Raw genomic sequence first — 14,188 nt, forward strand, 5'->3', positions numbered from 1 at the left:
ATACCAATTCATCAATTAAGAAATTTGCGCTGTTCCATACTTTTCATGCTAGACAGACAGGAACTTTTAACTTGATTAGTTTTATGATTGAAGGCAGGGTTTGGGTAGAAAGAAATTTTTTTAATTGAGATAGGGTAGGATATTAAGAAAAAGCAAGAAAAATGGAGATAGCATAAAAAGTTCTTAAAATAAATCCAGCCTTTTCAGGATAAGATAGGTTTATTCAAGTTTATCAAGGCTCTTGACAAATGAAAAAATTGATATATTTTATTCCCCGTTCCTGAGGGGACGAATTTTTTTAGGGGGTGGGAAGATGAAAAATTTTGAGAAGATGGAGTATGGCTTTGGTCAGCACCTCATTCTGGATGGCTATGGTGCAAACCGGGAAAAACTTATGGATATTGATTACATCTATAGTTTTCTTCACAAATACCCTGAGGATATTGAGATGACAAAGATTATGCCTCCTTATGTTTTCAAATATTATGCTCCCACACCTGAAGATTGGGGAATTTCTGGTTTTGTAATTATTGCTGAAAGCCATATAAGTATTCATACTTTTCCTGAAAAGCTTTATTTAAGTGTAGATATCTTTTCCTGCAAACCTTTCAATGTAGATAGAGCCATACAGGATATAACGGAGATGTTTGAGATTCAGAAAAGTGAAATCAGGCTCCTTGACAGGGGGCTTGAATTTCCCCGTTCCATAAGGGCTGTAGAAAACTTTATGCGTCTTGAAAGGAAAAACTTTGTCCTTTAAGGATGAAAATTCCCTTCTTAGGGCTACCTGACCATCCTCAGGCTAAGGTAGCCCTAATTCCCGTTCCTTTAGAACTATCAACCACCTGGCTGAAAGGCACAAAGGAAGCCCCTTTAGAAATTCTAAAGGTTAGTTCAAATCTTGAGTTTTTTGACGAGGAGACCTCTCTTTCTCCTCATGAAACTTTTGGTTTTTTTACCTTCCCAGTAGAAGAGCTTCCTCTTGACTTAAATTCCGCTTTAATAAGAATTGAAGAGCTTGTTGAAGAGGCCTTAAAAGCAAAATTTTTTCCTATTCTTCTCGGAGGAGAACATACTCTCACCCTTCCCTCGGTTAGGGCTTTTAAAAAATTTTATCCTAATTTAAGGGTGCTTCATCTTGATGCCCATCTGGACTTTAGAGAGGAATATCTTGGAACTAAGATAAATCACGCCACAGTTATACGAAGAATTTATGAGCTTGGGATCCCAATTCTCAGTCTTGGAATAAGGGCCTTATCTGAAGAGGAATTTTCAGAAATACATCAAAAGAAACTTTCTGTCCTTCTGGCAAAAGATATCTGGAGATCCTTTGAAGAGGCCTTAGAGAAGGTTTCTGCTTTTTTAAAAGAGGGGCCAGTTTATCTGAGCTTGGATATGGATGCTCTGGATCCCTCTCTTGCCCCAGGGGTTGGGACTCCTGAGCCAGGAGGCCTTTTTTGGCAAGAGCTACTATTGATCCTAAGAAAGTTTGTAGAATATCACCCTGTGGGTATGGATATTGTGGAAACAAGGCCTATTCCGGGGAATCCCTTCACAGAATTTCTGGTTGGAAAAATAATTCTCAAGGTATCTGCCTACTTAGCGGAGAGGAAACTTGAGTTTTAAACATCGTTTGGCTAAGCTTTTATTTGAAGGAGCCCTTCTAAAGAGAATTGAAAGGACAGGTTATAGTTTCCTTGGCACCGGGAGAGAGGATGTTGCAGGACACTCCTTTGGAGTAATTCTTTGCACTTTTTTTCTCTGCAAAATCTTTCAAGGAAAGGTGAATGAAGATAAGGCTCTGAAAATGGCTCTTTTTCATGATTTTCCTGAGGCAAGGACAGGGGATTTCAATGCGGTAAACAAGCTTTACAATAGCTCTGATGAGAAAAAGGCCCTTAAAGAGGCCTTTTCCGGCCTTCCCTTTGAAGAAGAAGTGCTTATTTTATTTGAAGAGTATAGAAATGGGGAAACCTTGGAGGCAAAAATTGTTCATGATGCCGATACCCTTGATCTTATTGTTCAGCTTAAAGAGCAAAGGGATCTCAATAATCCCTTTGCAGAGCGCTGGATCAACTATGCCAGAAGGAGGCTTTTATTGAATGAATCCAAAGCCCTTGCCTCTGCTATACTTGAGACCGAGTGGTGTGCCTGGTGGTTAGAAAGATTACTTCAGGAGAGAAATGAACAGGGAAGCTCCTGACCTTTGTGTTCGTTGTGGAAAGTGCATCCCCCATTGTCCAAGTTTCAGGTTTTTTTTGCAAGAGGGTTTTTCCCCGCGAGGAAGAAATTTCCTTTTTGCCCGTGGAATAACCTCTAAAAGTTATGATTTTTGTCTTTTTTGTGAAAGATGTGCCCAGGTCTGTCCTTACGGTTTAAGTTTTCCTCATACTTATCTCCAGAGAATTTTTAAATCTGAGAGTTTGGAGTATCCTTACTTTGAAAATGCTCTATCCCTTCTTTTTCTGCATCCTAAGGGCAGGTATCTTTATAAAAAATTTGATGAATCCATTTTTGATGATTATGCTACAGGAGACTTTTATCTCTATGCCTCCTGTGGTTTAAAACACCTCTATCCTTCAGCCCTTTTTCAATTTTTGGAAAAGATAAAAACCTTAAAGCTCATTCCTCACTTGCCCAGTGGACAGGACTGCTGCGGAATTCCCTGGGTGAGCTTAAGGTCATACCAAACTCTTAAAAGACATGCTTTGAGAAAACTTGAGCTCTTTTCTGAAAGGAAACCCCTGGTCACCTTTTGTGCTACCTGTTACTGGGTCTTAAAAAGGGTCTATCCTTTACTCTTTGAGGGTGAAGCTGAGTCTGAATCTATTCTTGAACTATCTGAGCGCACTTTTTTTGTTACCGAATTCCTTGAATCTCAACTTGGTCTCTCTTTGGAGTTTAAAGGTGATCCTAAGATTCTCTATCACCTGCCCTGTCATCTAAAATCACCCTTGACTTCTATTGAAAAGGGTATTAAAAATAAATTTAAGGCCCAAGATTTTTGTTGTGGTTCAGCTAAACCTACTCTCTGGCTTAGGGGCTTTCAAAAGGAATTTTTTAGGCTCTGGAAAGGGAAACTCTTGGGCAAAAAGATTTTAGCAACTTCCTGCACAGGCTGTTATCTCAATTTCAGTTTACTTTTGAAGAGACCTCCCGAGGTTAAGCACTGGATGGAATTATGGAAATGAAGCCTTATCCAAGTTATTTAGGACTTCTTGAGACTGGTGAATTTGAAAGGAGAGTCTCTGCCCTTTATGAGCTCATGAGTCCTTGCCGGCTTTGTCCTCATCAATGTAAGGTGGATCGCCTGAAAGGGGAAAAGGGATATTGCCGTGTGGCTTCCAAACCAGTAGTTGCAAGTTACGGGCCTCACTTCGGTGAGGAAAGACCTCTTGTGGGGACCTCAGGCTCAGGAGCTATCTTTTTTACTTATTGTAATATGAGCTGTGTCTTCTGTCAGAATTGGGAGATTAGTCATCTTGGAGAAGGAGACGAAATAGAGGTTGAGGATCTGGCTAAGATCATGTTAATTTTACAGGTCTGGGGGTGTCATAATATTAATCTCGTTACTCCTACCCATCAAATTGCCTTTATTGTTCATGCTATTAAAATAGCAGCTGAAAAGGGACTAAAGCTACCCATAGTTTACAATTGTGGAGGTTATGAGTCCCTTGAAACTTTGCAACTCCTTGAGGGAATAATTGATATCTATATGCCGGATATAAAGTATATGGATGAGAAGGTGGCTTTGAAGTTATCAAAGGTAAAGGGCTATCCAGAGATAGTGAAAAAGGCTGTTTTAGAGATGCATCGTCAGGTGGGAGACCTTGTTATTGAGGGAGGAATTGCCAAAAGGGGTTTAATAATCAGACATCTTGTCTTGCCTGAAGATCTTTCCCAGACAGAGGAGGTTATAAAATTTGTGGCTGAGGAGGTCTCACGGGAGACCTATTTTAATCTTATGGATCAGTATAGGCCCTGTGGAGAGGCCTGGAAGTATCCCCCTTTGGATAGAAAAATAAATAAGGACGAATGGAATCGGGCCCTTGCCCTGACTAAGAAATATGGTCTCAAAAGGCTTGACGATAGAAGGGCCAGATACTGGGATTAATCTCTTTGCTATCGGAGATATTCACGGATGTCTCCTGCCCTTAGAGGCCTTGCTTTCAAAGCTTCCCATCCTTTGGGGAGTGGATTACCTTATTTTTCTTGGGGACTACATTGATAGGGGACCAGATTCAAGAAAGGTGCTTGAGCTGATTATAGAACTTAAAAAGTCTTATCCTGAAAGGGTGTTCCCTTTAAAGGGAAATCATGAATGGCTCTTTGAGAGGTATTTGATAGGTCTTGATGTGAATGTTTTCTTATACAATGGGGGAGCCTCTACTTTGAGAGATTATCTTGAAGATCGAGATTTAAAGATTCCTCAGGAGCATGTGAATTTTATAAAAAGCCTTCCTCTTTTTCTTGAGACCTCATCTTACATATTTGTTCACGCTGGACTCCATCCAGAGAAACCACTTGCCCTTCAAACAGAAGAAGATCTTCTCTGGATCCGGCAGAGATTTTATTATTACCCAGGAAAATTTCCCAAAAAGGTGGTCTTCGGTCATACCCCCTTTCCAGAAGTATTACACTTAGAGGATAGAGTTGGCCTTGATACAGGCTGTGTTTATGGAGGAAAGTTATCAGCTATTAGACTTCCTGATGAAGAGCTTTTTCAAATTGAGTGCAGGAGGAGGTAAAAAATGTCTGATGAAAGAAAAAAACTTTCCTGGCGAGAGATTGATAAACTTAAAGATTCAAGTGGCTTATCTAAACTAAGGAAAAAGATGGAACAAAGTAGAAGCCATAGATCTGTTGAGGACAAAAAATCTAAGGAGAGATACCTTAAGGAGCTTGATAAACTTTTTACAGGAAAAGAGGTCTCTGAAAAAGAGGAATACCTTAAAAAACTGCATTTGAGTGTGGGAAGGAGGGATTTTCAAAAGATGCTTCATGATTTTTATCAGAGATTTGGTCTGCCCGACGAACCAAGGGACTTACTTTTATTTCTTGATGCTGGGGAAAGAGAAATTTTTTTCGGGGCTTGCGAAAAGATCAGAGAAAACTTTGGAAACTTCTCACTTTCAGAAAAACAGAGCCTTATAGCAAAACTAAAATCTTTAAAGCTTTCCTTAAGGGACGAAACCCTTTCCTACAAAGTTGAGAAATTACTTAAAGAGTTATCTCTTTAAACTATGTCAGAGTTATTACAGGAGTTTTTGCTTTATCTTGCTGGAAGTAAAAACTATTCTTTGAATACTATAAACGCCTATGCCTCAGATATAGCTGATTTTTTGAGGTTTTTAGAATCTCAAGGCCTTCATCTTAATGAGATAGAGCTCACAACCATAAAGGGTTATTTAGCTTTTCTAAAAGAGAGGGGCTATAATCCCTATTCTATGGCCAGAAGACTTTCAAGTCTTAAAAATTTTTTATATTTTCTCCTTGAGAAAGGCCATATTCAGATTGATTTTTTATCTCATCTTGAGGGTCCAAAGCTTCCCCAGAGGCTCCCTAAGGTTCTCTCCTTAGAGGAGGTGGAAAGACTCTTGCAAGCCCCGGACCTTTCCACCCCCCTTGGTTTTAGAGATAGAACCATGCTTGAAGTTCTCTATGGTACAGGTTTAAGAGTCTCGGAGCTTGTGAGGTTGAAAATTGAAAATTTGAATCTTAATCTGGGGTTAGTGAGGGTTTTTGGAAAAGGGGAAAAAGAGAGGTTAGTGCCCTTAGGGGAGATAGCCTTAGAGTATCTTACCCATTATCTTCAAAACATAAGGCCCCTTTTTGAAGGCTCAAAGAGTAGAGGTTTTCTTTTCTTAAATCGAAGGGGTGGGGCTTTAACGCGTCAGAGGTTTTGGCAAATTTTAAAGGGATATGCCTGCCAAGTTGGGCTTGATGTCTCAAAGATTTCTCCCCATGTCCTGAGGCATACCTTTGCCACCCATCTCCTGGAAGGTGGAGCAGACCTCAGGGCCCTTCAGCTTATGCTTGGACATAGCAGTTTACTCACAACTCAGATTTACACTCACTTGGATCTCAAAAATTTAAAAAGGGCTTATGAAAAATATCATCCTCGGGCAAGAGAATGAAAACCCAGCACCTTCCCTGGAAGGAATTTTCCAGATATTTAGAGGTTCCGGAGCAAGGGCTAAATTTTTTAAAGGAAGCTAAGGAATTAGCATCAGAAAAGGGATTTTTTTTATACCTTGCAGGGGGACCTGTCAGGGATGCCCTCCTCAAAAGGGCTTCCAGGGATTTAGATCTCGTCCTTGAAGGAAATTGGGAGGTTCTTCTTCCAGAATTACTTGCTAAAACTAAGGGTGAATTACTTTTTAAATCCCAGTTTTTAACTTATAAGTTAAGGCTTCCTCAGGGTTTTACTATAGACCTGGTAACCGCAAGAAGAGAGACCTATACTGGAGTTGCCAGTTTACCCATAGTTGAGCCTGCTGACCATAAGGCAGATATCCTGCGCAGAGACTTTACCATAAATGCCCTTATCTATGGGCTTACCCTACCCTTTGAGGAAGAGGTGGTTGATCTTGTATCAGGACTAAAGGATCTTAGCGAAGGTAAAATTTGTCCCCTCCACAGGGATTCCTTTATTGAGGATCCAACCAGGGCCTTTAGAGGAGTGCGCTATAAAGTAAGGCTTTCCTTTAATTATGCTGGTGACTTTTATCTTGCCTTAGAGAGGGCCAAAGAAGTTGAGGCCTTTGAAAAATTAAGTCCTCCAAGACTTGCGCAGGAGCTTAAATTATTCTTTTCCAAGGAGCCCTTAGAAAATCTTTTTAAGCTTATTGAGGACTCAGATGCCCTTAACTTATTTGAATTGAGTCTTCTTAAAAAACGAGCCCTAAAATCTTCTGATATAGACATTCTTGGCTTGGCTATTAAAGAACTCAAACCAAAAGATAGGGAAAAGTTTTTTTTGCTTTTTTTGATTGAGTTGGAGGAAAAAAGTCTTGCAAGACTTGGCTTTTTTCCTCCAGAAAGAGAAAAAATTCTTAAAGTTTACAAAATTTTTACCAAAGAGTATCTTGAAAATCTGGATATCTTAGAGAGAGTTGAGGCTTTTGAAAAACTTCCTTCTTATGTGCTTTTAAGACTTGCCCTTGAAGAAAATCTTAGACACACTATTATGGAATTTTGGAATACCTTAAGGCACATCAAACCTCATCTTTCAGGGCATGACCTTAAGGCCTTAGGAGTTGAAGAAGGGAAAAAGGTGGGTTTAATATTAAGAGAGATTCGTAGGAGAAAGCTTAAAGGAGAGATTAAAACTTTGAAGGAGGAAAAAGAACTTGTTAAAGCCTTGCTTTTTCGGGATTTTTAATTTAAACTAAAAGATATTTCGGGGAAAGGAGTCCAGTATGGAGGATTTTGCTACACTCTTAGAAGAATATTTCACTCAAGGAGAGAGGATTATCAGGATTGGTGACAGGGTTCAAGGGGTTATAATACACTTTGATAGGGACTTTGCCTTTGTTGATATTGGGACAAAAAAGGAGGCTCGCATTCCTCTTGAGGAATTAAGGAATAGAGCAGGGGATCTGCTTTTCCATCCTGGAGATTCCGTTTCTGCAGTGGTGGTGAAAAAATTCCCCTCTGAAGGAGCCTATCTTCTTTCAATTAAAAAGATCCTTGAGGAGGAGGCCTGGCAGAGTTTAAGAGATGCAAAGGAAAGGGATTTTCCTGTTAAGGTTACCATTATCAAAGGGATTAAAGGTGGATTTGAGGTTATCTATAGAGATCTTTTAACAGGATTTTTGCCCCATTCTCAACTTGCTCTCAAAGGAGAAGAAATAGAGGGGAAAGAGCTTTCCTGTTTAATCTTAAAGCTTGGGGATAACTCCTTTGTTGTCTCTCACAGGGCATATCTTCAGAGAGAGAGGGAGTTTAAATACAAAGAGCTTGTAAAGAAGATTACTGAAGAGGGGATTCTTGAGGGGCGCGTTAAAAAAGCCATAAAAGGTGGATATTTGATTGATTTTGATGGGGTGTTGAGTGGGTTTCTACCTGCCTCAGAGGTTACGCGAAGGAGAAATATTCAGTTAGAATCCCTTTTCTCTGAGAATGATCTTATTAGAGTAAAAGTTCTTGAATGGGATCCAGAGAAAAATAAGCTTAAGGTTAGCCTTAAAGCTCTTGAGCCTGATCCCTGGGAGAATGCCCAGCTTAAATATGCTATTGATCAGGTTGTCAGAGGACAGGTTGTAAGGGTTTTAAATTTTGGAGCCTTTGTTGAAGTTGAGCCAGGCCTTGAGGGGCTTCTTCCTGCAAGTGAAATCTCCTGGAGAAAGGGGCTTAAGCCGAGAGATGTCCTTTCAGAAGGGGATCAGGTTGAGGCAGTGATTACCGATTTTTCTCCTGAAGAAAAAAGGATGATTTTAAGTCTTAAAAAACTTGAAGAAAGCCCCTGGGAAAGGATTTCCCGCAAGCTTAAAGTAGGAGACCTTGTTGAAGGCCCAATAAAGACCATTACTGATTTTGGCCTTTTTATAGAGGTAGATGAGGGTGTAGATGGATTTGTTCATATCTCTAAGGTTTCCTGGGAAAGGGTTGAGGACTTAAAAAGTATTTATCAGATAGGAGATAGAGTTTTAGCCAAAGTTATAGAACTTGATCCTGAAAGGAAGCGTTTGGTCTTAAGTATTAAGGATCTTACTTCTGATCCCTGGGAGAGGGTAGCTTTAAATTATAAACTTGGAGATATCTTAGAGGTTGAGGTAAAGGGTGAAGCTAAAAATAAGGGATACTTTGTTAAGATAGAGGAGGGGGTAATTGGTTTTCTCCCCTTCAAAGAGCTTTCAGATATAGAAAAAAAGGGCAGAAGAGAGCTCAAAGAGGGTGACAGACTCAAGGCTAAGATAATTCTTTTTGATCCAGAAAAGAGAAGACTCTGGCTTTCTGAAAAGGCCTATCAGGCTGAGGAGGAAAAACAGGAGATTGAAATCTATAAACAAGGAGAGGGCTCTGCCAAGACTTCTACTCTCGGAAAGGTAATCAAGATGAAAATTGAACAGCCCAAGGGGGATTCTTAAATGAAGCGACCCTGGTTAGTTTATGGGCTTGCCTTTGTAGGAGGGCTGGTGGTTTTCTTTCTTCTGACAAGTTTTTTATTTTCCTTAATTTTTATGGTCAAAGATAGTAGTTTTAGAGGTGGGCCAAAAATTGGTGTTCTTGAAGTAAAGGGGGTTATTCTTGAGGCAGAGCCCTATCTATCCTCTATCAATGAGTTAATGCAAAGAAAAGATATCAAGGCTGTTTTACTCAGGGTTGATTCTCCCGGAGGTGCAGTAGGGGCCTGTCAGGAAATTTTTGAACAGCTAAAGCTTTTAAGGAAAGTCAAACCCCTTATGGTTTCTATGGGGGAGGTTGCGGCATCAGGGGGGCTTTATTTATCCTTAGCTGGTGAGAGGATCTATGCTAATCCTGGAACAATCACAGGAAGCATCGGGGTTATGATTCAACTTCCCAATTTTGAAAAATTGATGGAAAAAATTGGAGTTTCCTCTGAGGTTATAAAAAGCGGAGTTTATAAAGATACCGGGTCATCTTTTAGAAAGCTCTCTCCTGATGAAAGGGCATATCTTCAGGAAAAAGTAAATGCCCTGCATGATCAATTTGTTAAGGCTATAGTTGAGGCCCGGAGGCTCCCTTTAGAAAAAGTTAAAACCCTTGCTAATGGAAAGATTTATACCGGGGAAGAGGCTGTCAAACTTGGGTTAATTGATGAACTTGGAAATTTTTATCAAGCCCTTGAAGCTCTTAAAAAGCGAACAGGCCTTAAAGAGGTTGTTTTAGTCCATTATCCTGAAAAGAAGGGTATTTTAAAGAAATTTTTAGAGGAACGCCTTCCCTTTAAGTCTGTGCAGGTCTTTGAACCCTTAGGTCTTAGAGCTCTCTATCTTTTACAAATTTAAACCATGACCAAACGGGACCTTAGCGAGAGACTTAAAATTCAATTCCCAGAACTGGAAAAAAAGGATCTTGAATTCATTGTGGATAATTTCTTTGAGATTTTGGCAACAGCTCTCAAAAGGGGAGAAAAGATTGAATTGAGGGGTTTTGGGGTATTAGAGCTTCATTATGCCAAACCCTATTTTTTTACTAATCCTAAGAATAAGCAGAAATATTATCTTAATGGTAAGGCCAGAGCAGTTTTTCATTTGGGAAAGGAGTTAAAGGAGAGATTGAACACCCCTCTTCTGGCTGGGCTTGACCTTGGCACTCAGAGTTTCCGCTTGATTCTTGGAAAGGAACTTGAGGAAAACATCATTTTTTTGAAAAGTTTTAGAGAAAATGTGAGACTTGGTGAAGGATTAACTGAGTCAGGAAATATAAGCTCTCAGGCTATTGAAAGGGCTGTAAAGGCACTTAAAAGCTTCAAAGAGGTTATAGAAAATCATAAGGCTAAGGATTATTATGCAGTTGGCACAGCAGTCTTCAGAAAGGCGCAGAATGCAAAAGAAGTCCTTAAAAAAATTGCTGAGGAGACGGGTTTTCAGATAGAGGTTATCTCCCCGGATAAAGAGGCTGAACTTACCTTGCTTGGACTATCTTATGGATTAAAGAAATTGGGGTTGAATTTAAAGAAGTTTCTAATTGTAGATGTAGGAGGAGGGTCAACAGAGTTTCTCTATCTAAAAGAGGGCCAACCTACCCTTATTAAAAGTCTTGATCTTGGAGCGGTTTCTTTAAAGGAGACCTTTAATCTAAGGTATCCTTTGACGAGAAGGCTTCTTGAATCCTTAAGGGCTTATGTGAGAGACCAACTTAAAGAACTTCCCAAAGAAGATTTTGAAAAAATAGTTATTACTGGAGGGTCTGCCAGTCTTCTTGGGAGCCTTGACCTTAAACTTCTCAAATTTGATCCTGAAAGGCTTCATGGCCATAAAATTACAGCGGATCGGGTGGAGAAATTAATTCAAAAGCTTGCTGATTCAACCCTGCCAAGGATTAGAATTATGAAGGGAATGGAGGAGGGAAGAGAAGACATTGCCCTTCCCGGGCTTGTGATTTACGGGGAGATTCTTGCCTATTTTGGTAAAAATGAACTCTTGCTCAGTGAATATGGAATCTTAGAGGCAACTTTACTTTGCCGCAGTAAGAATTATAATATAAGCTAAATTTTTTCACAAGGAGAAGATCTTATATGCTTGAGATCCTTGGTGAAGCCTATACTTTTGATGATCTTTTACTTGTCCCATCTTATTCTCAGGTCCTACCCAAGGATGTTGAAGTTTGCACATATATTACTTCAAAGATAAAATTGAACATACCTCTTATTTCAGCGGCTATGGACACGGTTACAGAAAGCCAGATGGCAATAGCTATGGCCAGAGAAGGGGGGCTGGGAGTAATCCATAGAAATATGAGTCTTGAGGAACAGGTCAGAGAGGTTGAGAGGGTTAAAAAATCTGAAAGCGGTATGATTTATGATCCCATTACTGTTTCTCCAGATACTACCATTCGTCAGGTTATGGCTCTGATGGAGGAATATAAGATTTCTGGAATTCCAGTGGTAGTTGGTGCTGAAAAGAAGCTCGTTGGAATTGTTACTAACAGAGATTTACGCTTTGAGACCCAGCTGGATAAACCTGTTAAAGAGGTAATGACCAAGGAGAATTTAGTTACCGCAAAGCCTGGGATTACTTTGGATGAGGCAGTCAAAATCCTTCACGAAAGGCGGATTGAAAAGCTTCTTATTGTGGATGACAACTTTTGTCTTAAGGGTTTGATAACCATTAAGGATATTGAGAAGATAAAGAAGTATCCAAATGCTTGTAAAGATGAGCTTGGTAGGCTCAGGGTTGGAGCAGCTATCGGAGTTGGGAAGAATCGCCTTAAGCAGGCTGAGGCTCTGTTAAAGGCAGGTTGTGATGTCCTTTTCATAGACTCGGCTCACGGGCATAGCAAAAATGTTATTGAGACTATCAAGGAGGTTAAGTCTCACTTTCCAGATTGTCAGTTAATTGCTGGAAATATTGCAACCAGTGAGGCAGCAGAAGCCTTAATCAAGGCTGGGGCAGATGGTCTCAAGGTAGGTGTTGGTCCAGGATCTATTTGCACAACAAGAATTGTAGCTGGGGCAGGAGTTCCTCAGCTTACCGCTATTCACAATGTAGCAGTTATAGCTGATAAATTTGGAATCCCTCTGATTGCGGATGGTGGTATTCGTTTTTCAGGGGATATTACAAAGGCCATTGCAGCAGGGGCTTATGCAGTAATGATTGGAAATCTCTTTGCAGGAACTGAGGAAGCCCCGGGGGAAACTATTCTTTACGAGGGAAGAACCTATAAGATCTATAGAGGAATGGGCTCCCTTTCAGCTATGTTTAAAGGAGGAGGAAGGGAAAGATATGGCTATGAAGCTGAGGATATTTCAAAATTTGTGCCTGAAGGAGTGGAAGGAAGGGTTCCCTATCGTGGGCCAGTTTCTAAGATGATTTATCAGTTAGTAGGAGGTTTAAAGTCCGGGATGGGGTATTGTGGCTGTAAGAGTATTGATGAATTGAGAAAAAAGGCTAAGTTCATTAAAATAACCCCTGCAGGGTATAGGGAGAGTCATGTGCATGATGTAACTATTCTCCGGGAATCTCCAAATTACTGGGTAGGAAAATAAATGCCCTTTTTTGAATGGAAGGGAAAATCTATCTCAGGTGAGATTCGTTCAGGGGTCTTAGAGGCTCCCAATTCTCAAATTGTAGAAGTTTATCTCAGAAGATTAAATATTATTCCAATCAAGGTAAATCAGAAGAAGGAAAGTGCCTTTAAAATAAGGCTCAAGAGAGTTTCTGATAAGGAGCTTGCCCTTTTTACTCGTCAGTTTTCAACGGTGCTTGAGGCTGGTCTTCCCATTGTTAAAGGTCTTGAGACCCTGGCTATGCAGCAGAAAAATATTTATTTTAAAGAAGTAATTACAGATTTGAAAAGAAAGGTAGAGGCAGGAATGGCTCTTAGTGAAGGAATGTCCGAATATCCAAAAATTTTTGGAAATCTTTATCTTCAAATGGTTCGCTCAGGAGAGCAATCAGGAAATTTAGATATTGTTCTTAAAAGACTTGCCAATTACCTTGAAAAGATAGTTGCTCTAAAGTCTAAGATTAAACATGCCATGATTTATCCCTCAGTTATAGTCTTTGTAACAATAGTTGTAGTCTCGATCATTATGTTTTTTGTTATACCTAAATTTGCAGAACTTTTTAAAGAAGCTGGTCAATCCTTACCACTTCCTACGCAAATTTTGATAAATATAAGTCAGAACTTTAAGAGTATATTTTTGTTTTTTGTAGTTTTTATTATTGCATCTGTTATTGGAATCAAATATTACCGGAAAAGTGAAAAAGGCAGGTATAATACTGACAAGATTCTTTTGCGTTTACCTCTTCTTGGCGAGTTATTTCATAAAGCGGCAATATCAAGAATTGCAAGGACTTTGGCTAATCTCATCGGGGCAGGCGTGCCTTTACTTCAGGCCTTAACCATTGCCGGGGAAACCTCGGGCAATAAAGTTCTTGAAAAGGCTATGGAAGATACAAGAATTAATGTTTCAGCAGGGCACACCATTGCTGATCCCATGTTTTTCACCGGTGTCTTCCCTTATATGGTAATTGAAATGGTGCGTATTGGTGAGATGGCAGGTAATTTAGAAGAGATGCTTACAAAAGTAGCTGATTTTTATGAAGAGGAGGTGGATAGGACTGTGCAGACCCTATCCACCCTGATTGAACCAATTCTTTTAATCATCCTGGGGATAGTAATTGGTGGAATCTTAGTTGCCCTTTATCTTCCTATTTTCCAGCTGGGTGGAGTTGTAGGAGGAGGCTAACCAGACTTTTTCTTACAGCCTTTCTTGGCAGAACAGCTTGCTTTAGACTCAGACCCTGTTCCTTCTTTTACCATAGAATCTGCCTCTCCACAGGATGTGCACTTTTTAGGTTTACACCTTGACTCCTTAGTGGTTCCACATTTCTCACATTTCCAAACAGCCATATAGCACCTCCTGGAATTTTTTATTTAAAAGTTAATCAAGAATTTTTAAAATTTCAATAATTTGTATGCATCCATATCCGTTGAGATCATAATCTACCTCTTTGGGCAGATAAATTTGTATTTCCTCTTATTTCACTTTTTC

General features: G+C 39.8%; 15 protein-coding genes. 14 read left to right on the forward strand and 1 reads right to left on the reverse strand.

Annotation, left to right across the window (positions count from 1 at the left end; translation table 11 throughout):
- Positions 1-313 precede the first annotated feature (313 nt).
- The 14 genes from speD to THC_RS08250 are packed head-to-tail and all read left to right on the forward strand — an operon-like array spanning position 314 to position 13,882.
- On the forward strand, positions 314-760 hold the full coding sequence (speD, locus tag THC_RS08185; protein WP_068515963.1) for an adenosylmethionine decarboxylase: 447 nt from the start codon (positions 314-316) through the stop codon (positions 758-760).
- A gap of 2 nt (positions 761-762) precedes the next feature.
- Positions 763-1,626 (forward strand): agmatinase, encoded by an 864-nt coding sequence (gene speB / locus THC_RS08190; RefSeq protein ID WP_068515965.1) that lies wholly within the window; start codon positions 763-765, stop codon positions 1,624-1,626.
- Positions 1,616-2,203 (forward strand): HD domain-containing protein, encoded by a 588-nt coding sequence (locus tag THC_RS08195; RefSeq protein ID WP_068515969.1) that lies wholly within the window; start codon positions 1,616-1,618, stop codon positions 2,201-2,203. The genes speB and THC_RS08195 overlap by 11 nt, the downstream gene beginning before the upstream one ends.
- Positions 2,184-3,191, forward strand: a complete 1,008-nt coding sequence (locus THC_RS08200) for a (Fe-S)-binding protein (RefSeq protein ID WP_068515973.1) — start codon at positions 2,184-2,186, stop codon at positions 3,189-3,191. Before THC_RS08195 ends, THC_RS08200 begins: the two co-directional genes overlap by 20 nt.
- Complete coding sequence (locus tag THC_RS08205; RefSeq protein ID WP_231938348.1) at positions 3,182-4,114, forward strand: radical SAM protein; 933 nt, start codon at positions 3,182-3,184, stop codon at positions 4,112-4,114. The genes THC_RS08200 and THC_RS08205 overlap by 10 nt, the downstream gene beginning before the upstream one ends.
- Positions 4,083-4,748 (forward strand): metallophosphoesterase family protein, encoded by a 666-nt coding sequence (locus tag THC_RS08210; protein WP_231938349.1) that lies wholly within the window; start codon positions 4,083-4,085, stop codon positions 4,746-4,748. Before THC_RS08205 ends, THC_RS08210 begins: the two co-directional genes overlap by 32 nt.
- 3 nt (positions 4,749-4,751) lie before the next feature.
- Complete coding sequence (locus THC_RS08215; RefSeq protein WP_068515978.1) at positions 4,752-5,240, forward strand: hypothetical protein; 489 nt, start codon at positions 4,752-4,754, stop codon at positions 5,238-5,240.
- A gap of 3 nt (positions 5,241-5,243) precedes the next feature.
- A complete protein-coding gene (gene xerD, locus THC_RS08220) occupies positions 5,244-6,137 on the forward strand; it encodes a site-specific tyrosine recombinase XerD (RefSeq protein WP_068515981.1) in 894 nt (297 codons plus the stop codon).
- Entirely contained in the window at positions 6,134-7,384 is a 1,251-nt protein-coding gene (locus tag THC_RS08225; RefSeq protein ID WP_068515984.1) for a tRNA nucleotidyltransferase/poly(A) polymerase family protein, read from the forward strand. The genes xerD and THC_RS08225 overlap by 4 nt, the downstream gene beginning before the upstream one ends.
- 37 nt (positions 7,385-7,421) lie before the next feature.
- The gene (locus THC_RS08230; protein WP_068515985.1) at positions 7,422-9,092 is read left to right on the forward strand and encodes a S1 RNA-binding domain-containing protein; all 1,671 of its coding nucleotides are present in this window, start codon (positions 7,422-7,424) and stop codon (positions 9,090-9,092) included.
- A complete protein-coding gene (sppA, locus tag THC_RS08235; protein ID WP_068515988.1) occupies positions 9,093-9,974 on the forward strand; it encodes a signal peptide peptidase SppA in 882 nt (293 codons plus the stop codon).
- A 3-nt stretch (positions 9,975-9,977) separates the two neighbouring features.
- Positions 9,978-11,180, forward strand: a complete 1,203-nt coding sequence (locus THC_RS08240; protein ID WP_068515991.1) for a Ppx/GppA phosphatase family protein — start codon at positions 9,978-9,980, stop codon at positions 11,178-11,180.
- Positions 11,181-11,206: 26 nt separating this feature from the next.
- The gene (gene guaB, locus THC_RS08245) at positions 11,207-12,676 is read left to right on the forward strand and encodes an IMP dehydrogenase (protein WP_068515994.1); all 1,470 of its coding nucleotides are present in this window, start codon (positions 11,207-11,209) and stop codon (positions 12,674-12,676) included.
- Positions 12,677-13,882 (forward strand): type II secretion system F family protein, encoded by a 1,206-nt coding sequence (locus tag THC_RS08250; protein WP_068515997.1) that lies wholly within the window; start codon positions 12,677-12,679, stop codon positions 13,880-13,882.
- Here THC_RS08250 and THC_RS09505 read toward each other — a convergent pair.
- Positions 13,879-14,046: an RCKP-type rubredoxin-like domain-containing protein gene (locus THC_RS09505; RefSeq protein WP_167344341.1), complete on the reverse strand. Its 168-nt coding sequence runs from the start codon at positions 14,044-14,046 to the stop codon at positions 13,879-13,881. The genes THC_RS08250 and THC_RS09505 overlap by 4 nt on opposite strands.
- Positions 14,047-14,188 lie beyond the last annotated feature (142 nt).

Origin of the sequence: Caldimicrobium thiodismutans, assembly GCF_001548275.1 — a bacterium.
Classification (GTDB): Bacteria; Desulfobacterota; Thermodesulfobacteria; order Thermodesulfobacteriales; family Thermodesulfobacteriaceae; genus Caldimicrobium; species Caldimicrobium thiodismutans.